The 26,161-nt window shown below is 62.4% G+C and carries 26 protein-coding genes and 1 riboswitch; of the genes, 19 read left to right on the top strand and 7 right to left on the bottom strand.

The features are described from left to right. The first annotated feature begins 72 nt into the window (after positions 1–72). Complete coding sequence (locus tag K3758_RS00965; RefSeq protein WP_259946952.1) at positions 73–555, top strand: 6,7-dimethyl-8-ribityllumazine synthase; 483 nt, start codon at positions 73–75, stop codon at positions 553–555. On the opposite strand, the gene K3758_RS00960 is transcribed toward K3758_RS00965, so the two are convergent. Genes K3758_RS00960 through thiB form a run of 3 tightly spaced genes read right to left on the bottom strand, consistent with a single transcriptional unit; the run spans position 552 to position 3,740 of the window. Then, the gene (locus K3758_RS00960) at positions 552–1,244 is read right to left on the bottom strand and encodes an ATP-binding cassette domain-containing protein (protein ID WP_259946950.1); all 693 of its coding nucleotides are present in this window, start codon (positions 1,242–1,244) and stop codon (positions 552–554) included. The two genes, K3758_RS00965 and K3758_RS00960, sit on opposite strands and share 4 nt — an antisense overlap. Further along, complete coding sequence (locus K3758_RS00955; RefSeq protein WP_259946947.1) at positions 1,231–2,787, bottom strand: thiamine/thiamine pyrophosphate ABC transporter permease ThiP; 1,557 nt, start codon at positions 2,785–2,787, stop codon at positions 1,231–1,233. The genes K3758_RS00960 and K3758_RS00955 overlap by 14 nt, the downstream gene beginning before the upstream one ends. After that, the gene (gene thiB, locus K3758_RS00950; protein ID WP_259946945.1) at positions 2,763–3,740 is read right to left on the bottom strand and encodes a thiamine ABC transporter substrate binding subunit; all 978 of its coding nucleotides are present in this window, start codon (positions 3,738–3,740) and stop codon (positions 2,763–2,765) included. The genes K3758_RS00955 and thiB overlap by 25 nt, the downstream gene beginning before the upstream one ends. 34 nt (positions 3,741–3,774) lie before the next feature. Next, positions 3,775–3,876, bottom strand: a riboswitch (TPP riboswitch). Positions 3,877–3,968: 92 nt separating this feature from the next. Between thiB and aroC the strand changes: the two genes are divergently transcribed. The 3 genes from aroC to cobO all read left to right on the top strand — a co-directional run bounded on the left by aroC (position 3,969) and on the right by cobO (position 6,703). Beyond that, a complete protein-coding gene (aroC, locus tag K3758_RS00945) occupies positions 3,969–5,078 on the top strand; it encodes a chorismate synthase (RefSeq protein WP_259946943.1) in 1,110 nt (369 codons plus the stop codon). A 10-nt stretch (positions 5,079–5,088) separates the two neighbouring features. Beyond that, entirely contained in the window at positions 5,089–6,027 is a 939-nt protein-coding gene (locus K3758_RS00940; protein ID WP_259946941.1) for a DMT family transporter, read from the top strand. A gap of 70 nt (positions 6,028–6,097) precedes the next feature. After that, positions 6,098–6,703 carry a cob(I)yrinic acid a,c-diamide adenosyltransferase gene (gene cobO, locus K3758_RS00935; RefSeq protein WP_259946939.1) on the top strand — a complete coding sequence of 202 codons (606 nt, stop codon included), beginning with the start codon at positions 6,098–6,100 and terminating at the stop codon, positions 6,701–6,703. A gap of 61 nt (positions 6,704–6,764) precedes the next feature. Here the strand turns inward: cobO and K3758_RS00930 are convergent, their stop codons facing one another. After that, positions 6,765–8,312: an alkaline phosphatase gene (locus K3758_RS00930; RefSeq protein WP_120349876.1), complete on the bottom strand. Its 1,548-nt coding sequence runs from the start codon at positions 8,310–8,312 to the stop codon at positions 6,765–6,767. Between the two features lie 207 nt (positions 8,313–8,519). Between K3758_RS00930 and pcaF the strand changes: the two genes are divergently transcribed. The 15 genes from pcaF to K3758_RS00855 all read left to right on the top strand — a co-directional run bounded on the left by pcaF (position 8,520) and on the right by K3758_RS00855 (position 21,154). Continuing rightward, positions 8,520–9,725 (top strand): 3-oxoadipyl-CoA thiolase, encoded by a 1,206-nt coding sequence (pcaF, locus tag K3758_RS00925; protein WP_259946936.1) that lies wholly within the window; start codon positions 8,520–8,522, stop codon positions 9,723–9,725. A 28-nt stretch (positions 9,726–9,753) separates the two neighbouring features. Beyond that, on the top strand, positions 9,754–10,746 hold the full coding sequence (gene paaA, locus K3758_RS00920; protein WP_259946934.1) for a 1,2-phenylacetyl-CoA epoxidase subunit PaaA: 993 nt from the start codon (positions 9,754–9,756) through the stop codon (positions 10,744–10,746). Positions 10,747–10,751: 5 nt separating this feature from the next. Then, positions 10,752–11,096: a 1,2-phenylacetyl-CoA epoxidase subunit PaaB gene (gene paaB, locus K3758_RS00915; protein ID WP_259946932.1), complete on the top strand. Its 345-nt coding sequence runs from the start codon at positions 10,752–10,754 to the stop codon at positions 11,094–11,096. A gap of 32 nt (positions 11,097–11,128) precedes the next feature. After that, positions 11,129–11,851 (top strand): 1,2-phenylacetyl-CoA epoxidase subunit PaaC, encoded by a 723-nt coding sequence (gene paaC, locus K3758_RS00910; protein ID WP_311201538.1) that lies wholly within the window; start codon positions 11,129–11,131, stop codon positions 11,849–11,851. Further along, positions 11,845–12,393, top strand: a complete 549-nt coding sequence (gene paaD, locus K3758_RS00905) for a 1,2-phenylacetyl-CoA epoxidase subunit PaaD (RefSeq protein ID WP_259946928.1) — start codon at positions 11,845–11,847, stop codon at positions 12,391–12,393. Before paaC ends, paaD begins: the two co-directional genes overlap by 7 nt. 7 nt (positions 12,394–12,400) lie before the next feature. Continuing rightward, entirely contained in the window at positions 12,401–13,465 is a 1,065-nt protein-coding gene (locus K3758_RS00900) for a 2Fe-2S iron-sulfur cluster-binding protein (protein ID WP_259946926.1), read from the top strand. 10 nt (positions 13,466–13,475) lie between these two features. Beyond that, positions 13,476–15,500: a phenylacetic acid degradation bifunctional protein PaaZ gene (gene paaZ / locus K3758_RS00895; protein ID WP_259946924.1), complete on the top strand. Its 2,025-nt coding sequence runs from the start codon at positions 13,476–13,478 to the stop codon at positions 15,498–15,500. Next, a complete protein-coding gene (locus K3758_RS00890; RefSeq protein ID WP_259946922.1) occupies positions 15,490–16,269 on the top strand; it encodes a PaaX family transcriptional regulator C-terminal domain-containing protein in 780 nt (259 codons plus the stop codon). The genes paaZ and K3758_RS00890 overlap by 11 nt, the downstream gene beginning before the upstream one ends. Before the next feature lie 55 nt (positions 16,270–16,324). Next, complete coding sequence (locus K3758_RS00885) at positions 16,325–16,939, top strand: ribonuclease D (protein WP_067630549.1); 615 nt, start codon at positions 16,325–16,327, stop codon at positions 16,937–16,939. Next, positions 16,936–17,904: an SIS domain-containing protein gene (locus tag K3758_RS00880; protein ID WP_259946919.1), complete on the top strand. Its 969-nt coding sequence runs from the start codon at positions 16,936–16,938 to the stop codon at positions 17,902–17,904. Before K3758_RS00885 ends, K3758_RS00880 begins: the two co-directional genes overlap by 4 nt. A 6-nt stretch (positions 17,905–17,910) precedes the next feature. Then, positions 17,911–18,519 carry an LPS export ABC transporter periplasmic protein LptC gene (gene lptC / locus K3758_RS00875; protein ID WP_259946917.1) on the top strand — a complete coding sequence of 203 codons (609 nt, stop codon included), beginning with the start codon at positions 17,911–17,913 and terminating at the stop codon, positions 18,517–18,519. Positions 18,520–18,545: 26 nt separating this feature from the next. Next, positions 18,546–19,019, top strand: a complete 474-nt coding sequence (lptA, locus tag K3758_RS00870) for a lipopolysaccharide transport periplasmic protein LptA (RefSeq protein WP_409202634.1) — start codon at positions 18,546–18,548, stop codon at positions 19,017–19,019. Continuing rightward, entirely contained in the window at positions 19,016–19,774 is a 759-nt protein-coding gene (gene lptB, locus K3758_RS00865; RefSeq protein WP_120349865.1) for an LPS export ABC transporter ATP-binding protein, read from the top strand. The genes lptA and lptB overlap by 4 nt, the downstream gene beginning before the upstream one ends. A gap of 308 nt (positions 19,775–20,082) precedes the next feature. Continuing rightward, complete coding sequence (gene hpf / locus K3758_RS00860; RefSeq protein ID WP_067630564.1) at positions 20,083–20,649, top strand: ribosome hibernation-promoting factor, HPF/YfiA family; 567 nt, start codon at positions 20,083–20,085, stop codon at positions 20,647–20,649. Positions 20,650–20,689: 40 nt separating this feature from the next. Next, on the top strand, positions 20,690–21,154 hold the full coding sequence (locus K3758_RS00855; RefSeq protein WP_259946913.1) for a PTS sugar transporter subunit IIA: 465 nt from the start codon (positions 20,690–20,692) through the stop codon (positions 21,152–21,154). 52 nt (positions 21,155–21,206) lie between these two features. Here the strand turns inward: K3758_RS00855 and K3758_RS00850 are convergent, their stop codons facing one another. From K3758_RS00850 to K3758_RS00840, 3 genes are read right to left on the bottom strand one after another with little or no spacing between them, the layout of a single operon-like run. Further along, positions 21,207–24,338, bottom strand: a complete 3,132-nt coding sequence (locus tag K3758_RS00850; RefSeq protein ID WP_120349864.1) for an efflux RND transporter permease subunit — start codon at positions 24,336–24,338, stop codon at positions 21,207–21,209. Beyond that, positions 24,335–25,576, bottom strand: coding sequence for an efflux RND transporter periplasmic adaptor subunit (locus K3758_RS00845; protein ID WP_259946912.1), 1,242 nt, complete (start codon positions 25,574–25,576; stop codon positions 24,335–24,337). Before K3758_RS00845 ends, K3758_RS00850 begins: the two co-directional genes overlap by 4 nt. A gap of 42 nt (positions 25,577–25,618) precedes the next feature. Continuing rightward, entirely contained in the window at positions 25,619–26,089 is a 471-nt protein-coding gene (locus K3758_RS00840; RefSeq protein ID WP_067939715.1) for a GbsR/MarR family transcriptional regulator, read from the bottom strand. Positions 26,090–26,161 lie beyond the last annotated feature (72 nt).

The following is a 26,161-nucleotide window of genomic DNA, read 5'->3' as shown; positions in this document are numbered from 1 at the left end:
AGGCGGGGCACTGGCTCGGTCTGTGCGCGTGATCGCCTTGGGTGGACGTGTCTGAACCTAAAGGAGATCACTATGACACAAGATCGTTCCGCCCGTTTCGCCTTTGTGCGCGCAAGTTGGCATGCGGATATCGTCGACCGCGCCTATGAGGGATTTACCGAAGTTATCGACGCAGCTCAGGTCGACAGTTTTGCCGTTCCCGGTGCCTTTGAATTGCCGCTCATGGCACAGCGCTTGGCCAAGACGGGCCGCTATGACGCCGTGATCTGCGCGGCTTTCGTTGTCGATGGCGGTATCTACCGTCATGACTTCGTGGCGCATTCGGTGGTCGATGGGCTGATGCGCGTGGGGCTGGACTGCGACCTGCCGGTGCTGTCGGTCTCGCTCACCCCGCATCACTATCAGGAAACCGACCACCACAACGCGATCTACCGCGCGCATTTTGTCACCAAAGGACGCGAGGCTGCTCAAGCAGCTCTTGGCATGACGCAAGCGCTGGAGGTGTTTTCTTCAAAAGAAAACGCCCCGGAAATTTCAAAAATTTCCGCAGCCTAGCCCAGATAGGCACGCAAGGCCGGTGGCGGGTTGTCGAGCAATTCTGCCGCTGGCCCCGGCGCATGGGCACGCCCGCCTTCGACAAAGATCACCTCATCCGCGATGCGCCGCACGTCATCCGGCGCATGGGTCACCATGATCAGCCCCGCCCCGGTCTCTCGGGCGAGGTCTTGGACAAGGTCCAACATCTCAATCCGCAGCGCGGGGCCAAGCGCGGCAAAGGGTTCATCCAACAACACCCAAGGCCGGGCCTGCACCAGCACCCGCGCCAGCGCCACGCGGCTCTGTTGCCCACCCGACAGCGCGCCGGGGCGTTTGGCGGCGTGATCGCTCAGGCCTACTCGCGCGAGGGCGGCATCAATCTTCACTCGATCCGCCGCCTTCAGACGAAGATCTGGGCGCAGACCAAGGCCGACGTTCTGACGCACGGAAAGATGTGGAAACAGATTGTTGTCCTGAAACAGCATCGTCATGCCGCGTTGGCCGGGATGCTGTTCGGTGATGTCCGCGCCATCCCGCAACAACCGCCCCGCCGCCACCGGCACAAACCCACAGACCGCAGCCAGCAACGTCGACTTGCCCGACCCAGAGGGGCCGATCACGGCGTAGCTGCGCCCCTGCGCGAGGGTCATGTCAGCGGCAAGGCTGAAATCGCCCCGCTCAATGCGCATCTTTTCAAGCGTCAGCATGCCAGCGCCCCCATTTGTCGCAGATGAAAAACACCGCCAGCGCCAAGACCAGCAGCAACAGCGCCGCACCTGCTGCGGCCTCCATCCGGTAGGCGCCCATCAGACGGTACATTTGCAACGGCAGCGTCGCACGGTCCTGATCGGCGAACAGGGCGATCACGCCGAGGTCACCCACCGACAGCGCCCCGGTCAGCCCGGCGGCAAAGCCCAGTTGTGGACGCAAGCGCGGCAAGACCAACAGACGCCAAAGCGCCCAACCATTCATGTCGAGGGTCTGGGTCAGCGGGCCATAATCCTGCAACGTCTCACGCAGCCGCGGCACCAGAATGCGCAGCACGAAGGGCAGCGCAATCAGCGCGTTCACGAGGGCCGTAACGGGAAGGCTCAGCCGCGCCGGGTCGAGCACCGGGTTAATCAGAATGAACCAGCCCGTGCCGATCATCAGCGGCGAGGCGGCCAGCCCCATCAGGCCAATCGCCTCAACCCCGCCGCGCCGCCGGGTGGCGATCCAACCCGCCATCGGCAAGGCCAGTGCGGCAAGTACCATCACGCTGAAGCCCGCCACCAGAATGCTATTCAATGTAGCTTGCCACACCGAAGGCGGCAGTTGCCCCAAACCTACCAATCCGCGCAGCACTACAGCCCCCAGCGGCAGCAGCAAAAACAATGCGGCAACCGAAATCACGGTAATGTCCAACGCTCGCTGCCCCCCGCCCAGCGCATCCCAGCGGCGCAGGGGGCGGTCCAGCCCACCGCCCAAGCTGATCGGCGGAATAAGCCAAAGCGCCGCAACCGCCGCTGTGCCCGCCAACACAAGCTGCACCACCGACAAAAGCGCGGCGCGACCGAGGTCGAAATCAAACCGAAACGCCTGATAGATCGCCAGTTCGATCGTCGTCGCGCGTGGCCCGCCACCCAGTGTCAGGGCCACAGCAAAACTGGTCAGGCAAATCACGAAGATCAACGCCGCCACGCCGGGCAAGACCTGCCGCAGCATCGGCAATTCCAGCGCCAGAAACAGCGCCCGCGGCGTCATTTGTAGCTGCCCGGCCAGTCGAAACCGCTCGGACGGTATGCTCTGCCAGCCTTGCAGCAAAAGCCGTGTCGCCAACGGAAGATTAAAGAAAACATGGGCCAGAACCACCCCATGCAGCCCGTAGATCGACACGGGCGGCAGGCCCAGAGCCGCGCCAAACTGGTTGAGCACGCCCGAACGGCCAAAGACCGTCAGCAGCCCCAGCACCGCCACGATCACCGGCAGGATAAAAGGCGCGCCGAGTAGCGTAATCAACGCCCCGCGCGCCCAGAACCGCAGCCGCGCCAAGGCGCGGGCGACCGGCACAGCCAGCAGCACAGAAAGCACCGCCGACCACACCGCCTGCGTGACGGTAAAACGCACCGCCGCCCAATCCGCCGTCCCCAGCCCCGCCGCCACATCGGCTGCCCTGAAAACGGCGACCAGGGCGGCAAGGATCAGGCCCGCGACCAGTGCGGCGGCGAAAAGCCCCGTTTTGCCGCTTAACGCGACAGCGCGGTCAGCCATTCGTCCAAAGCCTCTTCACGGAGCGCAGGTACATCAGCATTGGGCACCAACAGCGCCTTGCCCGGTTGGATCATCCCGCCGAACCCTTCGGGCAAACCTCCCTCGGGCGTCACGGCGGGGTACATCCAGTTGGTCGTCGGCAGCACCGATTGCGCGGCGTCAGAGACGAGGTATTGCAGGAACTGATCGGCCAGCTCCGGCTGATCCGACCCCGCGAGCTTCCCCGCCACTTCGATCTGCATGTAGTGGCCTTCGTCAAACAGCGCCGCGGTCTTGCTGTCATCCTCCTCCGCGATCAGGTGATAGGCGGGGGAAGTCGTGTAGCTGAGCACCATGTCGGCCTCGCCTTCGAGGAATAGACCGTAAGCCTCGGACCAGCCCTTGGTGACAGTCACGACGTTATCCGCCAGTCCTGCCCAAACCTCGGGCGCCTCATCGCCATAGGCCGTTTTGACCCACATCAGCAGACCCAGACCGGGGGTTGAGGAGCGCGGGTCTTGGATGACAATCTTCAAATCGCTCTCGGCCAGCGCTTTGAAATCAGTGGGTGCGGAGAGGTCCGTGCCATGGACAAAAGCGAAGTAGCCCCAGTCATAGGGGACAAAGACGTCATCTTCCCAAGTGATCGGCAGATCATAGTCGGCCTGCAACCCGCTCGGCGCGAACAGCTCGGTCTCCTTCGCCGCCGCGACAAGGCTGGTGTCGAGCCCCAGCACGATATCCGCGTCAGAGCGCGCGCCTTCGAGCTTGAGCCGCGCCAGCAGTGCCGCGCCATCGCCCATGCCGACGAATTTCAGGTCGCAGCCGCATTCGGCCTCAAACCCCTCTTCGATGGCCGGGCCAGGGCCCCATTCGGTGACGAAACTGTCGTAGGTATAGACCGTCAATTCAGGCGTTTCGGCCCATGCAGCCGATGCGCCCAAGACGCCCGCAGCAAGTGTAAGATACTTCATTGCATCCTCCTTTTGCGGCGAAAGGTAAAAGGTGGATGTCTGTCCGGACCTTCCCTCCGCCGGTGTTAACCGGTTCAGGTTCAACGGGTCCGCACAACACGTACATCTCAGCCCAAAGGCCCCCCGAGGTAGCGTCAGGGGTAGATCGGACCTGCACAATTGGCAAGGCAAATCCCCTTGAGGCAGGGCGCTGCCCCGGCTAAGGGTTTGACAACAGGAGGTCCGCCCATGTCGATCAACAGCTTTGGCCATCTTTACCGGGTCACCACATGGGGCGAAAGCCACGGTCCCGCCCTTGGCGCCACGATTGATGGCTGCCCCCCCGGCGTGCCGATTGACGAGGGCATGATCCAACAGTGGTTGGACAAGCGCAAACCCGGCCAGAACAAATACACCACGCAGCGGCGTGAAGCGGATGAGGTGCGGATTCTGTCGGGCACCTTTGAGGGCGTGACGACAGGCACGCCCATCCAACTGATGATCGAAAACACCGATCAGCGCTCGAAAGACTACGGGGATATCAAGGACAAGTTCCGCCCCGGTCATGCCGACATCACCTATTTCCAGAAATACGGCATTCGCGACTATCGCGGGGGTGGGCGTTCCTCGGCCCGTGAAACGGCGGCGCGGGTGGCGGCGGGTGGTCTGGCGCGCGAGGCGATCAAGGCGCTGGCCCCGAACCTGCAGATCACCGGCTATATGGTGCAGATGGGTCCGCATAAGATCGACCGGGATGCGTTCGATTGGGACCAGATCGAGCAGAACCCGTTTTGGGTGCCCGACGCCAAGGCGGCAGGCGACTGGGCCGACTACCTCGACGGTTTGCGCAAATCGGGCAGCAGCGTGGGTGCGATCATCGAAGTCACCGCGCGCGGCGTGCCTGCGGGCCTCGGCGCGCCGGTCTATGGCAAGCTCGACACCGATCTGGCCGCCGCGATGATGAGCATCAATGCCGTCAAAGGGGTGGAGATTGGCGAGGGCATGTCAGCGGCGATGCTGACCGGAGAGCTGAACGCGGATGAGATCACCATGGGGCCGGAAGGGCCGGAGTATTCCTCCAACCATGCGGGCGGCATCTTGGGCGGGATCAGCACCGGGCAGGATGTCGTGGTGCGTTTTGCGGTGAAGCCGACCTCAAGCATCCTGACCACGCGGCGTACCATCACCAAACAGGGTGAAGAGACCGAGATCATCACCAAAGGCCGTCATGACCCCTGCGTCGGCATCCGCGCGGTGCCGGTAGGCGAGGCGATGATGGCCTGTGTGCTGCTGGATCACCTGCTGCTGCACCGCGGGCAGATCGGCACCAACCGCGGACGGATCGGCCCCGAAGCATGAGGACCAGAGCATGAAAGTCGATGATTTCTCCGCCCGCCCCGCCCTTGGCGTCGGACTGAAGATCACGGCGATCCTGCTTTTTACCTGCATGTCTGCGATCATCAAATCGCTGGCCGACGACGTGCCGGCGGGCGAGTCTGTCTTCTTCCGCTCTTTCTTTGCCATTCCGGTGATCCTGATCTGGCTGGCGCAACGCGGCAAACTGAAAAGCGGGCTCAAGACCAAGAACCCGATGGGCCATGTCTGGCGCGGGCTGTTTGGCACCACGGCGATGGGGCTGACCTTCACCGGCCTTGGCCTGCTGCCCCTGCCCGAGGTCACCGCCATCGGCTTTGCCACGCCAATCTTTACCGTGATCCTTGCCGCCGTATTGCTGGGCGAACAAATCCGTCTGATCCGCGTGACTGCCGTGGCGATCGGGCTGGTCGGGGTGATGATCATCCTCTGGCCGCGTTTCAGCAGCATCGGTACGATGGAACAGACAGCCACGATTGGTGCGCTGTTGATCCTAATGGCGACGATGGTGCGCAGCCTTGTGCAGATCCACATTCGCCAATTGGTGCAGAACGAAGACACCGCCGCGATCGTCTTTTACTTTTCCGTCACTGCATCGATCTTGGCGCTTTTCACCCTGCCCTTCGGCTGGGTCATGCCTGATCTGCACACCTTTGGCTTGCTGGTGTTAGCAGGGTTAATCGGCGGAGTGGCGCAGATTCTTATCACCTCGGCTTATCGCTTTGGCTCGGCTTCGATGCTGGCGCCATACGACTATACCTCGATGCTCTTTGCCATCTTGCTCGGCTATATTTTCTTTGCAGAACTGCCGACGATGATGATGCTGGCGGGCGCGGCGCTGGTGATCAGCGCGGGCGCATTGGTGATCTGGCGCGAGCGGCAGTTGGGGATGGAACGCGGCAAGGCGCGGTCTGTCACCGATCCTAAAGCGTGATTCATTGCGGGCTTTCGCCCGGCCCTGCCACTGCCTATGGTGCCCCGAAACCGGATAGAGGAGATGACCGATGAGCGACGCGGATCCGCAAGACCACAAGGAAAAGATGCAGCAGCGTCAGGCCGAGCAACGCGCCAAGGTGGCTGAATTGCAAGACCCGGAAAAGGGTCTGGTGCTGGTCCATACCGGGCCGGGCAAGGGCAAATCCTCCTCTGCTTTCGGGGTCGTCGTACGCGCGCTTGGCTGGAAACAGCGCGTTGGCGTGGTGCAGTTCATCAAGGGCAAATGGAAAACCGGCGAACGGCTGTTCTTTGAACAACTCGACGAGGTGACATGGCACACGATGGGCGAAGGTTTCACTTGGGACACCCAAGACCGCAACCGCGACATCGCCGCCGCCGAGGCCGCATTCGGCAAGGCACGTGAGATGATGGCGAGCGGGGAATATGACCTTGTGGTGATGGATGAGATCAACATCGCCATCCGCTATGAATACCTCAAGATCGAAGACGTGATCGCCGGACTTGATGCCCGCGACAAACGCACCGCCGTCGTGCTGACAGGCCGCGACGCAAGGCCCGAGCTTTGCGACTATGCCGATCTGGTAACCGAGATGTCAGAGGTCAAACACCCGTTCAAAGCGGGCATCAAAGCGCAGCGCGGCGTGGATTACTAAGACACGAAAAGGATCGCCCGCATCCGGGCGATCCTCTCAATCCGACCGCTCAAACGGGTCTTTAGATCGCGGCCCCCTTGGGGTCGAGCGTCACCGAGTAGAGCTCGGTGTCGGCACGGTCCATCAGGCGCACTTTCATCTGCTGGGTCTTGGCGTCGATATCCACCAACCCAAAGAATTGCAGACCAGCAGAAGGCGGCAGGTTCACCTGACCCTCCTCCGGCGCTTTGACGTATTTCAACTCGGGGCCAAAGGTGCCGTCCAATTCGTTCGGACCAAAGGTGCCTGCGTGCAGCGGGCCCGAGACAAACTCCCAAAACGGGTCGAAATCCTGAAACTGCGCCTTGTCGGGGTTGTAGTAATGCGCGGCGGTGTAATGCACATCTGCCGTGAACCAGACCACGTTATCGACCTGTGCGGTCTTGATGAAACGCAGCAGCCCCGCGATCTCTTGCTCGCGCCCCTTGGCGGCACCGTTGTCGCCATTGGCTACCGCTTCGGCCCCGCCGCCGACGACCAGACCGATGGGCATGTCGCAGGCGATGACCTTCCACGTGGCTGCCGAATTGGTCAGTTCCCGCTTGAGCCATGCCATCTGCTCGGCCCCGAGGATCTCTGTGGCCTGCGACATCTCGGTCTGCATGTTCTCGCTGTTCGGCCCCCGGTAGCTGCGCAGGTCGAGGAAAAAGACATCCAGCATCGGACCGTAGTTGATCTTGCGGTAAACCCGCCCCGGCTCAGCGGGGGTGATGCGCAGCGGGGTCATCTCATGGAAGGCCTGCGAGGCGCGGGCGGCGAGGACGTGAATCGACTTCTCGCTATAGCGGTCGTCTTCCATCAGGCTGCGCGAAGAGGACCAATTGTTCACGACCTCATGGTCGTCCCACTGCATGAAGGTCGGCACATGGGCGTTCATCTCGCGCACATGATCGTCCATCAGGTTGTATTTCCACTGGCCGCGATATTCGTCCAGCGTCTCGGCCACTTTGCGTTTCTCATCGATGATCGTGGTGTTTTTCCACAGCGTGCCATCCTCAAGCTGCACCTCATCCTCGAGCGGGCCATCGGCATAGATGGTGTCACCGGAATGCAGGAAAAAATCCGGGCGGTGTTTGGCCATGGTCGCATAGGTGCGCATGCCCTCATCGTCGATGCCCCAGCCCTGACCGGCGGTATCGCCCGACCAGGCAAAGCGCACATCCCGGCGCGCGGTGGGCGCGGTGCGGAACTGGCCGATGATCGGCTCGGAGGTCGCGTTGATGTCGCTCAGGTCGGCAGCGGTGAAGCGGTAAAAGATATCCTGATCCGACGGCAGCCCTTCGACCAGACGTTTCACGGCCAGATCGTGGTTCGGCAGCGCGTTCATCGGTGCAAGCTGCCGGGCGTTGGCGAAGCTTTCGGTTGTAGAGATTTCAACCTGCACCCGTGCCGGGCGGTCGGTGCGGGTCCAGATCATGCCGGATTGCGTGTCAACATCACCCGATTGCACCCCATGGGTAAACACCGGGCGCGAGGCGGCACGGCTGAGGCTGGGCATGGCAAGGCTTGCGGCAAAGGCGGTGGAGCCCGCCAGCACAGCGCGACGGGTCGGGCGGATCAGTTTGGTCATCTTGAGCTTCCTCTGAGGGTGGCGATGGCCGCACAGAACCCCCTATGCGTGACAGAGCGCCGACAGCTGCGTGACCCTTTGGCGAAGCTTTGGCGACAGGGCTGTAACGTGTTACCGAAATCAACGCCGCAATTCTATTCCGTAACATTTTGATTGAACCGAATCGCCTTGATGTGTAAATTGTGGGGCAACAACAGGAGCACCCCCATGCAGGCATTCATCTGCGACGCGCAGCGCACCCCCATTGGCCGTTACGGCGGCGCCCTCTCTTCGGTTCGCGCCGACGATCTGGCCGCGATCCCGCTGAAGGCACTGATGGAGCGGAACCCGTCGGTGGACTGGGCGCGTGTCGATGATGTCCTCATGGGCTGCGCCAATCAAGCGGGCGAAGACAATCGCAACGTCGCGCGCATGGCCGCTCTGCTGGCGGGTCTGCCCGTCGATGTCCCGGGGGCCACGATCAACCGCCTCTGCGCCAGCGGCATGGATGCCGTCGGGGCCGCCGCCCGTGCGATCCGCGCCGGAGATATGGACCTGGCCATCGCCGGTGGGATCGAGAGCATGTCCCGCGCCCCCTTCGTGATGCCCAAGGCGGAAACAGCCTTTTCCCGCAACAACGCCGTCTATGACACCACCATCGGCTGGCGCTTTGTGAACCCCAAGATGAAGGCGCAGTTCGGCGTCGATTCCATGCCCGAAACCGCCGACAACGTCGCCGCCGACCATGATGTGTCGCGCGAGGACCAAGACGCCTTTGCCGCGCGCAGCCAGGAACGCTATGCCGCGGCGGCCGAAAAAGGTCTCTTTGCCGAAGAAATCGCCCCAGTCACCATCCCGCAACGCAAGGGCGATGACATTGTCGTGGACAGCGACGAACACCCCCGCCCCGGCTCCACGTTGGAAAAACTCGGCAAGCTACGCGGCATCAATGGCGCTGACCTGACTGTGACTGCAGGCAATGCCTCGGGCGTGAACGATGGCGCGGCGGCGATGCTGCTGGCGTCAGAGGCAGGCGTGAAAGACCACGGCCTCACCCCCATCGCCCGCGTTGTCGCCATGTCTGCCGCAGGTGTCGAGCCGCGCGTCATGGGCATCGGTCCGATCCCCGCAATCCGCAAGGTGCTGGACCGCGCGGGCCTGACGATCGAGCAGATGGATGTGATTGAACTCAACGAGGCCTTCGCGAGCCAAGGCCTCGCCACCCTGCGCGCCCTTGGCGTGCCGGATGATGCGCCCCATGTGAACGCCAACGGCGGCGCCATCGCCATCGGCCACCCTCTGGGCATGTCGGGCGCGCGTTTGGTGATGACGGCGGCGCTGCAACTCAAGCGGACGGGTGGCAAATACGCGCTATGTACAATGTGTGTGGGCGTGGGACAGGGCGTCGCCCTGATCCTCGAAAACGCAGGCTGAGACTTCTTTCCCGGAAAGGAACAGAACGATGTATGCACAGATGATCAAATCCACCGGCAAGGGCATCAAATCCCTCGACGAGATGGACCCCGAAGAGCGCGCCTTTCAGGAGCGTATCAACGCGGGCGGCAAGATCGAGCCCAAGGACTGGATGCCCGACGGCTACCGCAAGAACCTGATCCGCCAGATCGGTCAGCACGCGCATAGCGAAATCGTCGGCCAATTGCCCGAGGGCAACTGGATCACCCGCGCGCCGACGCTGGAGCGTAAGGCGATCCTGCTGGCCAAGGTACAGGACGAGGCGGGCCACGGGCTCTACCTCTATTGCGCGGCCGAGACGCTGGGCGTGACCCGCGACCAGATGACCCGCGACCTGCTGTCGGGCAAGATGAAGTATTCGTCGATCTTCAATTATCCGACCCTAACATGGGCCGATATGGGCGCGGTGGGCTGGCTGGTCGATGGGGCCGCGATCATGAACCAAGTGCCGCTGCAGCGGACATCTTACGGGCCCTATGCCCGCGCGATGGTGCGGATCTGCAAGGAAGAGAGCTTCCACCAGCGTCAAGGCTTCGACATCATGATGAAGATGGCCAACGGCACGGACGCGCAGCGCAAAATGGCCCAAGATGCGCTGAACCGTTTCTGGTTCCCCGCGCTGATGATGTTCGGCCCCTCGGACAAGGATTCGGTCCACTCCGCGCAGTCGATGGCTTGGAAGATCAAGATGAACACCAACGACGAGCTGCGCCAGAAGTTCGTCGACGAGACGGTGCCGCAGGCGGAATACCTCGGCCTGGCGATCCCCGACGAGACGCTGAAGTTCAACGAAGAGACCGGCCATTACGATTTCGCCGAGCCGGATTGGGAAGAGTTCTTTCAGGTGCTCAAGGGCAATGGCCCCTGCAACACCGAACGGTTGGCCGCGCGCAACAAGGCTTGGGACGAAGGCCGTTGGGTGCGCGAGGGGCTTCTGGCCCACGCCGAGAAAAAGCGCAGCAGACAAATGGCAGCGGAGTAAGCGACATGAGCAGCCCTGAATCCAGTGAATACGACGGCACCGAAGCCGCCCCGCATGGCAAAACACGGTCGACCGAATGGCCGCTGTGGGAGATCTTCATCCGCGGCCAGCACGGGCTGAGCCACCGCCATGTCGGCAGCCTGCATGCGGCAGACGCGGAAATGGCGATCAAGAACGCCCGCGACGTCTATACGCGCCGCAACGAAGGCGTGAGCATCTGGGCGGTCGAGGCCAGCGCCATCGCCGCTTCCTCGCCCGAGGAAAAAGGCGCGCTTTATGAGCCTGCCAACGACAAGGTCTACCGCCACCCGACGTTCTTCGACATTCCCGACGAAGTGGGGGCGATGTGAGCACCGATCCTAAGTTCGAATTCCTCTGCCGGATGGGGGACAACGCGCTGGTGCTGGGTCACCGCGTCTCCGAATGGTGCGGCGTGGCGCCGGTGCTGGAAGAGGATATTGCGCTGGCGAACGTGGCGCTCGACCTGATCGGGCAGACGCAGTTGTGGCTGGGTCTGGCGGGCGAGGTTGAGGGCGAAGGCCGCGATGCGGACAAGCTCGCCTTTCACCGCGATGTCTGGGATTTCCGCAATGTCCTGCTGGTGGAACAGCCCAACGGCGACTTCGGCCAGACCATGATGCGGCAGTTTCTGTTCGACGCTTGGCATCTGGCGCAGCTGACCGCGCTGATCGATTCCAGTGACAAGGAAATCTCTGCCATCGCCGAGAAATCCGCCAAGGAAGTGACCTACCACCTCGAACGCTCCTCTGTCACGGTGATCGGCCTCGGCGACGGGACCGAGGAAAGCCACCGCCGTATGCAGGCGGCGCTTGATCTGCTTTGGCCCTATGTCGGCGAGATGTTCATCGGCGATGACGTTGATGTGGCGATGGTCGCGGCGGGCATCGCGCCCGATCCAGAAAGCCTGCGGGCAGGCTATGACCAGTTGGTCGGCGACACGCTGGCAGCCGCGACCCTCACTAAGCCAGAAGACGATTTCGCCCACAAAGGCGGAAAAAGCGGCGCGCGGCACAGCGAACATCTCGGCCATATGTTGACCCAGATGCAATGGCTGCAGCGCGCCTACCCGGACGCCACATGGTGAAACCCAGCCCCCACAGCCGGCCGGTCCCCGCGCCGGTGCCGGGGGTCGTGCGCGATACCGCCCCGCGCGGTGCCGTGTTAGCTGAAAAGCCCGCGTTAGAGACGGTTTGGGCATGGCTCTCGGCGATCCCAGACCCCGAGATTCCCGCGATCTCGCTCACTGATCTGGGCATCATCCGCGATGTGGCGTGGCAGGGCGACACGCTGGTCGTGACCATCACGCCGACCTATTCGGGCTGCCCGGCCACCAGCATCATCAACCTCGATATCGAGATGGCGCTGCACGGCCATGGGGTCGAAAAGCTGGAGTTGAAACGCCAGCTCTCCCCGCCCTGGACCACCGAGTGGATGACCGACACCGGCCGCGCCAAGCTGGAAGCCTACGGCATCGCGCCACCCCGCCCCGCCGGTGGGCCGCAACATTGTCCGCATTGCAAATCCACCGCGGTGGAGCGGATCAGCCAGTTCGGCTCGACCCCCTGCAAGGCGCAGTGGCGGTGCTGTGACTGCCGCGAACCCTTCGACTATTTCAAATGTATCTGAGGCCCCGATGAGCCAGTTTCACCCCCTGTTAGTGACTGATATTCACCACACCATCCGCGATGCGGTGGTGCTGACGCTGAAGCCGGAAAACCCGCAAGCCTTCGCCTTTACCCAAGGCCAATACCTGACCTTCAAGCAGGATTTCGACGGCACCGAGCTGCGCCGCAACTATTCGATCTGCGCCGGGTTGGACGATGGCGAGCTAAAGGTAGGTATCAAGCGCGTCGATGGCGGAGCTTTCTCGACCTATGCCAATACCGAATTGAAGGTCGGCGATACGCTCCATGCCATGCCGCCGCAGGGCAAATTCTTCACCGCGATCGAGCCGGAGGTGGCGAAAAACTACCTCGGCTTTGCGGGCGGGTCGGGCATCACCCCGGTGCTGTCGATCCTGAAAACCGTGCTGAAACGCGAGCCGCAATCGACATTCACGCTGGTCTATGCCAACCGCGCGGTGAACACGATCATGTTCCGCGAGGAGCTTGAGGATCTGAAAAACCGCTATATGGGCCGGCTGACGGTGATCCACATCCTCGAATCCGGTCAGGATATGGAGTTGTTTGAGGGCCGTATCGATCAAGCGAAATGCGATGCGCTGTTTAAACATTGGATTCAGATCGACAACATCGACACCGCCTTCATCTGCGGCCCCGAACCGATGATGCTGGCGATTGCCGAGGCGCTTAAGACCAACGGCCTGGGCGATGATCAGATCAAATTCGAACTCTTCAGCGAAAGCCAGCAGGGCCGTCTGGCCAAACAGGAAATGGCCAAGCGCAGCGAGGGGCAGAGCGGCACCGAAATCACCGTCATCATCGACGGCGCGCGGCGCAGTTTCACCATGCAGAAGGGCCAATCGGTGCTGGAAGCGGCGCTTGAAAACGGACAGGAAGCGCCGTTCTCCTGCAAGGCCGGGGTCTGTTCGACCTGCATGGGCAAGGTGCTGGAGGGCGAGGTCGAGATGATCTCGAACCACGCGCTGGAGGATTACGAGGTCGAGCGCGGCTATGTGCTGACCTGCCAGAGCTACCCGCTGAGCGATACGCTCACCATCGACTACGACACGCACTAAAGGAGCCGACATGCGCGATATTCACAGTTACGCGGCAGGCGAATGGCTGGCCCCGGGTGCGGGCGCCCGCAACATCGCCAGCGCCATCACCGGCGAAGTCATCGCGCAGGCCGGCAACGATGCGCTCGACGCGCAGGCCATGCTAGGCTTTGCCCGCGACCACGGCGGCCCTACCTTGCGCGCCATGACCTTCCACGACCGCGCGCGCATGCTGAAGGCGCTGGCACTGCACCTGATGGAGCACAAACAGGCGCTCTATGACCTGAGCTACGACACTGGCGCGACACTGTCGGACCACAAGATCGACGTGGACGGCGGCATCGGCACCATGCTGGTTTTCGCCTCTAAAGGTCGGCGCGAGATGCCGGACGCGCATGTCTATCTCGACGGTGCGCCCGAGCAATTGGGCCGCGAGGGCCAGTTCATGGGGCGGCATATATGCACCCCACTGCAGGGCGTGGCGGTGCATATCAACGCCTTCAACTTCCCGGTCTGGGGCATGTTGGAGAAGCTCGCCCCGACCCTGCTGGCAGGTGTCCCGGCGATCGTAAAACCGGCAACGGCGACCTGCTACGTCACTGAACATTGCGTGCGGCTGATGCTCGACAGTGGGCTGCTGCCGAAGGGCGCCCTGCAACTGGTCAGCGGCGGCTTGGGCGACATGCTCGATCACCTCGACTGTCAGGATGCCGTGGCCTTCACTGGCTCTGCCGATACCGCGCTGAAACTGCGCAGCAATCCCTTGTTGCTGCAGAACTCGGTGCGCTTCACGTCTGAGCAGGACAGCCTCAACGCCTCGGTCCTTGGCCCCGACGCCGTGCCGGGGACGCCAGAGTTCGACCTCTTCGTCAAGGAAGTGCAGCGCGAGATGACCGCGAAAGCGGGGCAGAAATGCACCGCCATCCGCCGCATCATGGTGCCGCAGGCGCAGATCGACGCGGTGATCTCGGCCCTGTCCGAACGCCTCGCTAAGACTACCATCGGCGACCCGCGTGCCGAGGATACGCGCATGGGCGCGCTGGTCTCGGGTAGCCAGAAACGCGACGTGCTGGAAAAGGTGGGGCTGCTGAGTGCCGAGGCCGAGCGTGTTTCTGGCGACCCCGACAACTTCACAGTCAAAGGCGCTGACAAAGACAAGGGCGCATTCTTGCCGCCGATGCTGTTCCATTGTGCCGACCCAGATAAGGCCGAGCGCGTGCATGACACCGAGGCTTTCGGCCCAATTTCCACCCTCATGCCCTACCGCGATCTGGCCCATGCCTCGCAGTTGCTGAACCGCGGCCAAGGCTCTCTTGTCGCCTCGATCATCACCAATGACGGTGAGGTGGCGCGCGAGCTGACGATGGGCTCCGCAGCCTTCCACGGACGGCTCTATTTCAACAACCGCACGTCGATGGGGGAGGCCACGGGCCATGGCTCTCCGCTGCCGCATATGGTGCATGGCGGACCAGGCCGCGCGGGCGGCGGCGAAGAACTGGGCGGCATTCGCGGCGTGATGCATTACATGCAGCGCACGGCCATTCAGGGCAGCCCCGACATCCTCACCGCGATCGGCAAACAATGGGTGCCGGGGGCGGAAGAGATCACCGACCGCGCGCACCCCTTCACCCGCCGTTTCACCGAGCTGGATCTGGGCGAAACCTTCTACTCGCCCACCCGCAAGGTCACGCTGGAGGATATCGAGACCTTCGCCCATTTCACCGGCGATACTTTCTACGCTCATATGGACGACGAGGCCGCCGCCGCGAACCCCTTCTTTCCGGGCCGCGTGGCACACGGCTACCTCTTGCTCAGCTTCGCTGCGGGCCTTTTCGTGCAGCCCGACCCCGGCCCGGTGCTGGCCAATACCGGCCTCGACAACCTGCGCTTTCTTGAGCCTGTCTCGGCAGGCGACAGCATCAAGGTGCGGCTCTCGGTCAAGCACAAGACGCCGCGCAACGAGGAATATGGCGAGGTGCGCTGGCATGTGACCCTGACCAACCAACGCGAGGAGGCGGTCGCGGAATATGAGCTGCTGACGATGAATGCCCTCTGATCCCTCCCTTCCCGCTGTCGCGACCTTTGCGGGCTTGGGGGGCCAGCGCGTCTGGTCGCTGATGGTCAGCCTGTTTGGCGATCTGGCACAGGGAGAGGGCGATGCGATCGACGGGCCGGTGCTCTCGACGATCATGGGCGCGCTCGACGTGCGGCCAGAGGCGAGCCGCGTGGCGCTCCATCGGCTGCGCAATGACGGGTGGTTGCAGTCACACAAGGTCGGGCGGATCAGCCAGCACAGCCTGACCGCCCAAGGCCGCGCGGAAAGTGCCGCCGCCAGCCCCCGCATCTACGCCGCGCCGCCGGACCTGTCAGAGCCATGGCAGATGGTGGTGACCGAAGAGAACGGACGCGAGACCGACAGCGCCCTGCGGGACGCGGGTTTCATCGCCGCCATGCCCCGCGCCTATGTCGGGCGGGCCGGTAGCGCGGTGCCCAAAGGCTGTCTTGCCCTGCCCGGCAGGCCGCCGCCCGACTGGCTGCGCCGCGCGGTGGAGCCTGCCGAGCTTGAGGCCGACTATGCCGGGCTGCTGGCTGCGCTTTCTACCTTGGACGCCGAACTGCCGGATGCAGACAGGTTGAGCGCCTTGGATGTCGCGGTTCTGCGCTGTCTGATCGTGCATAACTGGCGGCGGCTGGTGCTGAAACACCCCGCCCTGCCCGGCGGATTGATCCGCCCCGAGTGGTCCGGCTACCGGTGCCATCTACTGGTCGACCGCTTGCTGCGCCGCTATCCCCGCCCCGCATTGCAGGATCTGGCCACCGCCTGACCCGGGGCAAAGCCTCCGCTTTCCCATGCCGGACAAGCACGATATAGACGTGCTCATGACAAATTTCCTCTATCAGAACGACCTGCCGGATGACCTCGACCTTGGGCCGATGGTCGCCATTGACTGCGAAACGATGGGGCTGCATCCGCATCGCGACCGGCTCTGTGTTGTGCAGCTTTCGGGCGGCGATGGTCACGCGCATCTGGTGCAGGTCGCCAAGGGCCAGACCGAGGCGCCGAACCTCTGCGCGCTGTTGGAAGATCCGCATGTGCTGAAGCTGTTCCACTACGGCCGTTTTGACATCGCCGCGATGCGCAACACCTTTGGCGCCACCGCAGCGCCGGTCTATTGCACCAAGATCGCCAGCCGTCTGGTGCGCACCTATACCGACCGGCACGGGCTGGCGAAACTGTGCCAAGAACTGCTGAGCGTCGACATCTCGAAACAGCAACAATCCAGCGATTGGGGGGCTGAAAAGCTGACCCAAGCGCAGATCGACTATGCCGCGTCGGATGTGCTCTATCTGCACAGGCTGCGCGATGAACTTAACAAACGCCTGATACGCGAAGGTCGGATGGACATGGCGCAGGCCTGTTTCGATTTCCTGCCGATGCGCGCCCGGCTGGATCTGGAGGGATGGCCGGACACGGACATCTTCGCACACGCATGAACACACCTTTCCTCGACACTGCCCGCCGCGTCATCCGCTGCGAATCCGAGGCGCTGACGCTGCTGGCCGACAGCCTTGATGACCGCTTTCGTGCCGCTGTCGATCTGATGCGCGCCTGCAAGGGCCGCGTGATCGTCACTGGCATCGGCAAATCGGGCCATATCGGCAACAAGATCGCGGCGACGCTGGCCTCTACCGGCACGCCTGCGCAATTCGTGCACCCGGCAGAGGCGAGCCACGGCGATCTGGGGATGATCACTGCGGCTGATGTGGTGCTGGCGATTTCAAACTCGGGCGAGGCACCGGAGCTGGCCAACCTCATCGCCTATTCGCGCCGCTATGCGATCCCGCTCGTCGGCATCACCAGCCGCCCCGACAGCAGCCTTGGCCGCCATAGCGACGTGGTGCTGGAACTGCCCCGCGCGGCAGAGGCCTGCGGCACCGGCGTCGTGCCGACCACCTCGACCACCTTAACGCTGGCGATGGGGGATGCGGTGGCCGTGGCCCTGATGGAAAACCGCGCCTTCACTGCCGAGCATTTCCGCGACTTTCACCCCGGTGGCAAACTGGGCGCAAGGCTGAGCCGCGTGGCCGATCTGATGCATGTGGGCGATGCCCTGCCGCTGGTCGCAGCCGACGCGCCGATGCCCGACGCGCTGAGCGAGATGAGCCGCAAGGGCTTTGGCGTGGTCTGCGTGACCGATGGCGCTGGCGCACTGGCCGGGATCATCACCATGGGCGACCTCGCGCGGCACCTTGACGGGTTGATGACCATGACCGCGCGTGAGGTCATGACCCCGGCCCCTGTCACCATCGGCCCCGACGAACTGGCCGAAAAAGCCGTGGGCGTGATGAACAACCGCAAGATCACCTGCTTGATCGTGACCGACCCGGCCCAGAACGACGGCAAATTGCCCGTGGGCCTGCTGCATATCCACGACTGCCTGCGCGTTGGGCTGGGGTAGCCTGCGATGAAGGGGGATCGCCACTCTCGCGTCGTCTCTTGGCTGAAAGTGCTCTTTCCGCTGATCGCGCTGGCGCTGCTGTCGACCCTGTTTTTGCTGTCGCGCGCGATTGAGCCGCAGGCTGTGATCCCCTTTGCGGATAAAGAAGTGCAAGAGCGGCTGCGCGATCAGCAGATCACCGGCCCCTTCTATTCCGGCACCACGGCGGATGGCGATCTGATCTCATTCTCGGCGGAAAAGCTGACCACCCCCGGCGGGGAAACCGGCACCAACGAGGCCGAAGAGATCGAGGCGACGCTGGACCTACAGGGCGGTGCCAAGATCACCCTGCAATCCAACAAAGGGCGGTTTGACACCGGCGCGGAAGAGGCGGAACTGGCGGGCAATGTGCGGGTTAGCACCTCAACCGGCTACCAGATTCTGTCGGACCGGATGACTTCGAACCTCACCACACTAGATCTGCTATCACCCGGCCCGGTCAAAGCCACCAGCCCCGCGGGCGAGATCACCGCCGGGCGCATGGCCATCACCAACCGCCAGAACAGCGCCGGATCGCAATTGCTTTTCACAAAGGGTGTGAAACTGGTATACACGCCGCAAGCAACGAAAGAGTAACTGCCTTGAGACATTTGATTATTTTGATGCTGCCGCTGTTTCTCGCGCTGCATGCCGCCCCTGTCTCTGCCCAATCCGCCGATGTGGCCTTTGGCGCGCTAGAGCAAGATACCAGCCTGCCCGTCGAAGTGACCGCCGACAACCTATCGGTCGACAACGCCACGGGCACCGCGGTCTTTACTGGCAATGTGTTGATTTCTCAGGGCGAAATGACCCTGTCCGCCGGCAAGGTCGAGGTGATCTATCGCGCGTCGGATCAAGGCATCGCCAAGTTGGTAGCAACCGGCGGCGTGGTCTTGGTCGCGGGTGAAGACGCCGCTGAATCGCAGCGGGCCGACTATGATATCGACGCAGGCACCTTGGTAATGAGCGGCGATGTGCTGATGACCCAAGGCCCAAGTGCGCTGAGCGCGCAGGAAATGACGGTGAACCTGAACGACGGCACGGCGCAGATGTCGGGCGGCGTGAAGACCATTTTGCAGCCCGGCAGCGGCAACTGATGCCGCCCGAGCTTAAAGTCGCCGGGGGCGAATCCGGCCTGCGCATTCAGCATTTGCGCAAGTCTTATCGCAAGAAAGCGGTGATCCGCGACTTTTCGATGGAGCTTGACCGGGGTGAGGTCGTGGCGCTGTTGGGGCCGAACGGCTCAGGCAAGACCACGACTTTCTACGCGGTGGCCGGGCTGGTCACGCCCGAAGGCGGGCGCGTCACCGTGGACGGCAAGGATGTCACCACCCTGCCGATGTACCGCCGCGCGCAGTTGGGAATCGGCTATCTGCCGCAGGAAATGAGCATCTTTCGCGGGCTGTCGGTGCAAGACAACATCAGCGCGATTCTCGATATCCGGGTCAAACACCGTCACCAGCGCCGCGAACGGCTCGAAGAGTTGCTGACCGAGTTTTCCATCGAACACCTGCGCCGCGCGCCTGCGCTGGCCCTGTCGGGGGGGGAGCGTCGCCGCGTCGAAATCGCCCGCTGTCTGGCCGCCAATCCCAACTATCTGCTGCTTGACGAACCCTTTGCCGGGGTCGATCCGATCTCTGTCGGGGACATCCGGCAATTGGTTGCCGACCTTAAAAAACGGGGCATCGGCGTGCTGATCACCGACCACAACGTCCGCGAAACCCTAGAGATCGTGGACCGCGCCTATATCCTGCATGAGGGCAAAGTTCTGATGTCCGGAACGCCCGAAGAAGTTGTGCAAAACGAGAATGTCCGCCGCGTCTACCTTGGCGATAACTTCCGTATTTCCTAAGACTTAGCGCGTTTCGCCCGGCCTTCCAGCCCTCGGCAGGGCCCTGCCTGCACTTTGCGGAAAACCGCTCTGATTGTAGCGATAAAAGAATGGCGGGTGCATCGGCGCCATTGACTTTCAAACGGAAACGCGGCCTCATTGACCTATGGTGACATCGCGTTCCTGTTTGATCCTGCATCGCCCTTCCCGCGAAGGAACGGTCAAAATCATCCTGGTCGCAGCACCATTCCTCCATATCTGAAAGTTGTCGCGCTCCACGCATGTGGACCGTTTGGCAATGTTCGGAACAAGAAAGACAAGGAGACGATATGCGGTATCAGATCAGTGGCAAACAGATCGACATTGGCGATGCGCTCCGGACACATGTCCGGACCGAACTGGACGAGGCGGTCAGCAAATATGCCGAACGCCCGACAGATGCTCTGGTGGTGTTTTCCAAAACAGGTCACGAATTTGCCTGCGAGGCCACCGTGCATCTTTCCACCGGTCTCAATGCGTCGGCCAAGGCCAAGGCGACAGAGATCTATGCCGCCTTCGATAGCTGCTGCGAAAAGATGGAAAAACAGCTGCGCCGCTACAAGCGCCGCCTGAAGGACCATCACAAAGAACGCGCCGAACCGGTTGAACTTTTGGGTGCGTCCTCCTATATCCTCGCGTCAGACAGCGATTCAGATGCGCAGGAACCTGATACCCTCCAACCCATGATCATTGCAGAGATGCAGACGAAGGTGCCAACTTTGTCTGTCGGTGAAGCGGTGATGCAGATGGAATTGTCGGGCGACCCGGTGCTGCTGTTTCGCAAGGAAGGCCAGGAAGGGATGAACGTCGTGTACCGTCGCGAAGACGGCAACATCGGCTGGATCGACCCTTCGTAACCCACGGCGGTAATATCCGCCAAAGAGCAGGGCGAGCGGAATGGATTTCGGCAAACTCCTCAAGCCAGAGGCCGTGAAGGTTTTGACTTCGGCTTCGAGCAAGAAGCGTCTGATGCAGGATATCGGCGAACTCGCCCAGCAAGCCTATGGGCTGCCGGCCGGCCAAGTGGTGGATGCGCTGATGACGCGCGAAACCCTCGGGCCGACCGGTGTCGGCCACGGCGTCGCCCTGCCCCATGCGCGGATGGACGGGATCGACAAGGTTGTCGGTGCTTTCGTGCTGCTGGACAAACCGATTGATTTCTCTTCGGTCGATCGTCAGCCAGTCGATGTGGCCTTTGCCCTCTTCGCCCCCGAAAATGCGGGGGTGGAGCACCTCAAGGCGCTGGCACTGGTGGCCCGCACGCTGCGCGACACCAGCATCTGCACCAAGCTGCGGTCGAACCCCGACCCGGCCACGCTTTACACCATCCTGACCGAAGACAAGGCCGATAAGGCCGCCTGATCTTGGGCCGCCTGATCTTGGGCCGCCTAATCTTGGGCCGCCTGATCTTGGCTTAGATCGCGACCGGTTCCGGCTCTTGCGGGGTCGGCTCGGCGCGTTTCGCTTTCTTTTCTCCCAACATCAGCATCGCCGGTGTTACCACCAGCGTCAGCACAGTGGCCACCACCAGACCGCCCGCGATGGCCGAACTCAGCTCGGTCCACCACTGGGTCGAGGGCGCGCCATAAACGATCTCACGGGTGAAAAAGTTGATGTTGAGGCCGATCACCATGGGCATCAGGCCAAGCGCCGTGGTGACCGAGGTCAGCACCACCGGACGCAAACGCTGCGCCCCGGTGCGCAGCGCGGCCTCAAGCGGCGACAGCCCCGCCTTTTTGAGGTCATTATAGGTGTCGATCAGAACGATATTGTTGTTCACCACGATCCCCGCCAAGGCGATCACACCGATCCCCCCCATGACCACCCCAAAGGGTCGCCCGGTGATCAACAGGCCGAACAGCACCCCGGCAATCGAAAACACGATGGCCGACATGACGACAAAGGCTTGGTAGAAGCTGTTGAACTGGATCACGAGGATCACGAACATCAGGAAAATCGCGGTAATAAACGCCCCTGCGAGGAAAATCATCGATTCCTGCTGGTCCTCCGCCTCCCCGGCGAAGGAGGCTTCGACACCCGGCGGCAGGTCCATCGCGTCAATCGCGCTGCGCAGGGCGACGGTTTGGTCGTTCACCAGAACGCCCGGTGCAACGTTGGCCTCAATCGTGACCACCCGCTCTTGATCCACCCGCGTGATCGTACCGGTGCGGGGACTTGGCTCAAAGGTCACGAAGTTCGAGATCGGCACCAGTCCCGCCGAGGTCGGCACCCGCAGCGATTGCAACTCTTCCAGCGTGCGCTCATCCGATGGAAAGCGCACGTTGATGTCGATGGACCCTTCGGCATCGTCGGGCCGATAATCCGCCACGGTAATGCCCCGCGTCAGCAGCTGCACCGCTTGCCCCAGTGTCGAGATATCGGCCCCAAACCGCGCCGCTTCAGAGCGGTTCACCGCAATGCGCCATTCCACCCCCGGCAGGGGGCGCGAGTCGGTCACGTCGGTAAAGCCGCCGATATCGGCCATTTTTTCGCGGATTTGATCGACCACCTGTTGCTGCACCTCAGGATCATGGGCTTGGACCCGCAGATTGACCGGCTTGCCCGCCGAAGGGCCGTTCGAGGCGGTCTGCACCTGTACGTCGATCCCCGGAATGGCCGCCATCTCGGTCCGGATTTCTTCGCCAATCATGGCGGCGGTCCGCCGTTCGTCCCATTCGGTGAACTCAACCTGAATGGTGCCGATCAGGTCGGCGCTGTCGCGGTTGCTGCTGCCGGTGCGGGCATAGACGCTGGCAATCTCGTCATAGGCAAAGAGCCGTTGCTCGACCTGCCGCACCAGCGCGTCTTGTTCGTAGATCGAGAAATTGTCCCGCGCGCGCACCTGTACCTGCGCAAAATCAGGCTCTACTTCAGGGAAAAAGGTGATGCCGTTGCCAAATTGCGCATAGGCGGTGAAGCCGCCCATCAGCATGGCAATGGCAAGGATCAGGGTCATCCAAGGACGCAGAATGGCGAACTGCAGCAGCTTTACATAGCCGCCGGTGAAGCCCTTCAGGTCACGCGGATCCCCCTGTTCGGCGGCATAGAGCGTGGCCTTATCCTTAGCGGATTGCGGGGGCCGTTTGCCGATGATCCCGCCAACCACGGGGATGAAAACCAGCGCCATGAAAAGCGATGCGGTCAGGGTCAGGATCACCGTGATGGGCAGGAACTTCATGAACTCGCCCACCGTGCCGGTCCAAAACAGCAACGGAAAGAACACGCTGAGCGTCGTGGCGGTAGAGGCGATGATCGGCCATGCCATGCGCTTGGCGGCATGGGCATAGGCGGCGCGGGGCGCATGCCCCTCTTGCAGGCGGCGGTCGGCCAGTTCGGTGGTCACAATGGCCCCGTCCACCAGCATCCCCACCACAAGGATCAGCGAGAAGAGCACCACAAGGTTCATCGTATAGCCCATGACCCAAAGCGCCGTGACCCCGGCCAAAAACGCCCCCGGAATCGCCAGCCCCACCAGCAGGGCCGAGCGGACGCCCAAAGCCCAGACGATCACGATCATCACAAGGATCACCGCCGCGATGACATTGGCCTCAAGATCGCTGAGCATGTCTTGGACCTGCTCGGATTCGTCTTGGGTGTATTTGACGGTGATGCTGTCGGGCCATTCCGCGCGCATCTCGTCGATCAATTCACGCACGGCGGCGACAGTCTCGATGATATTCGCGCCGGAGCGTTTCTTGATCTCAAGCGCCAGCGCGGGCTGGCCGTCGATACGGGCAAAACCGGTGGGGTCTTTGAACGTCCGGCGGATCGCGGCGACATCGGCGAAGGTCACCACCGTATCGCCACGCACCTTGATCGGCAGCGACATGACATCTTCGACATTCTCGATCAGCCCCGGCACCTTGAGCACCAGCCGCCCCGCGCCGCTTTCAATCGCCCCCGCCGCAATCAGGCGGTTGTTGCGGTTGATCTGGCTGATCAGCTCTTCGAAGGAGATGTTGTAGGTCTCGAACACCGTGGGGTCGATCAGCACCTCCAGAAGTTCCGTACGCTCACCGCCGACATCGACCTCAAGCACGCCTGACAGCCCCTCAATCGCGTCCTTCAACTCCTCCGAAATGGTGTTGAGGGTCCGTTCCGGCACCGGGCCGGACAGGATCGCTGTCAGGATCGGGAAAAGCGCGGTGTTGATCTCGGTTACGACCGGATCGGTGGCGTCTTCGGGCAGGTCCGACTTGGCCCGGTCCACGCCTTCGCGCACCTTGTCGAGCGCCTCGTCGGAATCGAACCCGGGCTCGAACTCCAACTGCACCGAGGCATGACCTTCGGCGCCGTTGGAGGTGATCTGTTTCAGCCCGGTAATGGCACTGAGTTCGGTCTCAAGCGGTTCGACCAACAGCCGTTCGCTATCTTCCGGAGAGATGCCTTCGAGCGAGGTCGAGACATAGAGTGTCGGGATCGGAATCTCGGGCGAGCTTTCCTTGGGGATGCCGATATAGGCATAGGCACCGACGGCCAAGATCATCACCAAGCTCAGGATCACCACGCGGGCGCGGCTGAAAGCGGCGTCGATCAGCGCGTTCATTCCACCTGCTCCGGCTGGGCGGCATCGGCGCTGCCGGTGATCTGCCCGTCACCGGTTGGCTGTTCCTCCAATTCGTCAATCTCAGGCACGCCCGCCATCGGCTGCCCCTCGGGGCTGGCATCCGTGCCGGTTTCGGGCTGGGGGTTAACCGTCTCTCCGTCATTCACGAAACCCTGCCCGATGGTGATGATTTCGGCCTCATCCGGCAGGCCCGCAATCCAGATACCATCGGTCTGGGCACGCACGATCGCGATCTTGTTGAAAACGACCTTGTCTTCGTCATTCACAGTTTTGACGCCCAATGTGCCATTGGTGTCCAAGGACAGGATCGCCGGAGAGACGAAATGCGCGCGGGTCTCGCCCGTAGGAATACGCACGCGGGCCGAGATACCGGCAGGGATCGCACCATCGGCGTTTTCGACCCTAACCTCGGCGGTAAAGGTGCGGGTTTCGGCGCTGGCGCTGCTTGAGACGAATTGCACCTTCCCCTGCGCTTCTGTTCCGGTGATGAACACGACCTCGGCGCTTTGCCCTTCCTTGATGTCTTTCAGCGACTGCTGTGGCACCTGCACTTGGATCGTCAGCGGGGTGTTGTCGACCAGACGTGCGATTTCCTCGCCGGTGGAGACAAACTCTCCGGCAGAGATATCCAGCATCTCTAGCCGACCGGGAAAGGGGGCGCGGATTTCGGTGTTGTTCAGCGCCTCTTCGGCTGAAGTGACCGACGCCTGCGCGGCGGCCAAGGTCGCCCGTGCTTGGCTGACCCGGTCCACGGTCGAGACGCCCCGGTCCAGCAGGGCTTCGGCATTGTCGTATTCCCTCTGTGCGCGGCTCAATTCCTCGCGGGCGCGGGCCAGATCGGAATCGCGCGCCGTGGTGCTGAGCCGCGCAATCAACGCGCCCGCGTCGACCACATCGCCCTTGGCGACCAGCACCTCGGCGATTTCTCCGCCTGCTTCGGCGCGGACCATCGTGTCGCGGTCCGGCAGGGCCTGACCTTCGGCCACAAAGACCTGCGTCACGCTTTTGGCTTGAGAGCCGCGCACGGCCACTGTCACCGCCTCGGGCGAGAGGGGGGCAGGCGCGGCTTCCTCGGTTTCTTCGGCGGGAACGATATAGCCGCTGCCCATCCAAAGTCCGATCAACAGCGCGATTCCACCGGCGATGAATTTCGACCGTTTCGAGCCAGCATCGCTGTCGAATGAAAGCGTCTGGCGCTCTTGAGATGTGTCACTCATTGATCGAACTCCATCACCGCGATCCTGTTTACAGGTCGCGCGTCAATTCTTGGGTTTGCTCACCCGGGTTGCGACATCATCAAGCGCGGTGCTGATCGCGTCGTAAAACTCGGCAAAGGAATCGAGCCTTGCGCGTACGCCGTCGGCCTCTTCGGGCAGTTTGCTGATCGTGTCGCTAATCTCGGCCTTGGCGTGGCGCGTGCCTGCCAGCGCGAATTTTGTCATCGCGGCATAGGCGTCATCGGCAAGTTGGAAGTAGTCCTGCCGGTCGCCGGTCTTGTTCACACGCCGGATCAGGCCCCGCTCTTCCAGCACGCGGATCGACGTGCTGATCGTGGCGCGGCTTACGGACAGACGGCGCGACAGCGCGCCAAAGGCAATCGGCTCGCCCTCGAAAACGAGCATGGCAAAGACCTGTCCCGACATGCGCGGCAGGCCCTCGCCCATGGCGATCACGCCCATGCGCGTGATGAAATCATCGCGGACTTGGTCGATTTGGTCTGTGGTATCCATCTGTTCCCCGTCAACGACACGCTGCGTTGACGGTAGATAAACAAGGCCCGGCACAAATCAAGTCTATTCAGA

It is taken from the genome of Sulfitobacter sp. W002, assembly GCF_025142135.1.
Taxonomy (GTDB): Bacteria; Pseudomonadota; Alphaproteobacteria; order Rhodobacterales; family Rhodobacteraceae; genus Sulfitobacter; species Sulfitobacter profundi.
Note: the sequence above shows the minus strand (reverse complement) of the source record. Positions and strands in the feature narration are given on the sequence as shown.

Coding starts and splice junctions, on each gene's coding strand:
- K3758_RS00965 (WP_259946952.1), top strand. CDS start 73: ATGACACAAGATCGTTCCGCCCGTTTCGCCTTTGTGCGCGCAAGTTGG.
- K3758_RS00960 (WP_259946950.1), bottom strand. CDS start 1,244: ATGCTGACGCTTGAAAAGATGCGCATTGAGCGGGGCGATTTCAGCCTT.
- K3758_RS00955 (WP_259946947.1), bottom strand. CDS start 2,787: ATGGCTGACCGCGCTGTCGCGTTAAGCGGCAAAACGGGGCTTTTCGCC.
- thiB (WP_259946945.1), bottom strand. CDS start 3,740: ATGAAGTATCTTACACTTGCTGCGGGCGTCTTGGGCGCATCGGCTGCA.
- aroC (WP_259946943.1), top strand. CDS start 3,969: ATGTCGATCAACAGCTTTGGCCATCTTTACCGGGTCACCACATGGGGC.
- K3758_RS00940 (WP_259946941.1), top strand. CDS start 5,089: ATGAAAGTCGATGATTTCTCCGCCCGCCCCGCCCTTGGCGTCGGACTG.
- cobO (WP_259946939.1), top strand. CDS start 6,098: ATGAGCGACGCGGATCCGCAAGACCACAAGGAAAAGATGCAGCAGCGT.
- K3758_RS00930 (WP_120349876.1), bottom strand. CDS start 8,312: ATGACCAAACTGATCCGCCCGACCCGTCGCGCTGTGCTGGCGGGCTCC.
- pcaF (WP_259946936.1), top strand. CDS start 8,520: ATGCAGGCATTCATCTGCGACGCGCAGCGCACCCCCATTGGCCGTTAC.
- paaA (WP_259946934.1), top strand. CDS start 9,754: ATGTATGCACAGATGATCAAATCCACCGGCAAGGGCATCAAATCCCTC.
- paaB (WP_259946932.1), top strand. CDS start 10,752: ATGAGCAGCCCTGAATCCAGTGAATACGACGGCACCGAAGCCGCCCCG.
- paaC (WP_311201538.1), top strand. CDS start 11,129: ATGGGGGACAACGCGCTGGTGCTGGGTCACCGCGTCTCCGAATGGTGC.
- paaD (WP_259946928.1), top strand. CDS start 11,845: ATGGTGAAACCCAGCCCCCACAGCCGGCCGGTCCCCGCGCCGGTGCCG.
- K3758_RS00900 (WP_259946926.1), top strand. CDS start 12,401: ATGAGCCAGTTTCACCCCCTGTTAGTGACTGATATTCACCACACCATC.
- paaZ (WP_259946924.1), top strand. CDS start 13,476: ATGCGCGATATTCACAGTTACGCGGCAGGCGAATGGCTGGCCCCGGGT.
- K3758_RS00890 (WP_259946922.1), top strand. CDS start 15,490: ATGCCCTCTGATCCCTCCCTTCCCGCTGTCGCGACCTTTGCGGGCTTG.
- K3758_RS00885 (WP_067630549.1), top strand. CDS start 16,325: ATGACAAATTTCCTCTATCAGAACGACCTGCCGGATGACCTCGACCTT.
- K3758_RS00880 (WP_259946919.1), top strand. CDS start 16,936: ATGAACACACCTTTCCTCGACACTGCCCGCCGCGTCATCCGCTGCGAA.
- lptC (WP_259946917.1), top strand. CDS start 17,911: ATGAAGGGGGATCGCCACTCTCGCGTCGTCTCTTGGCTGAAAGTGCTC.
- lptA (WP_409202634.1), top strand. CDS start 18,546: ATGCTGCCGCTGTTTCTCGCGCTGCATGCCGCCCCTGTCTCTGCCCAA.
- hpf (WP_067630564.1), top strand. CDS start 20,083: ATGCGGTATCAGATCAGTGGCAAACAGATCGACATTGGCGATGCGCTC.
- K3758_RS00855 (WP_259946913.1), top strand. CDS start 20,690: ATGGATTTCGGCAAACTCCTCAAGCCAGAGGCCGTGAAGGTTTTGACT.
- K3758_RS00850 (WP_120349864.1), bottom strand. CDS start 24,338: ATGAACGCGCTGATCGACGCCGCTTTCAGCCGCGCCCGCGTGGTGATC.
- K3758_RS00845 (WP_259946912.1), bottom strand. CDS start 25,576: ATGAGTGACACATCTCAAGAGCGCCAGACGCTTTCATTCGACAGCGAT.
- K3758_RS00840 (WP_067939715.1), bottom strand. CDS start 26,089: ATGGATACCACAGACCAAATCGACCAAGTCCGCGATGATTTCATCACG.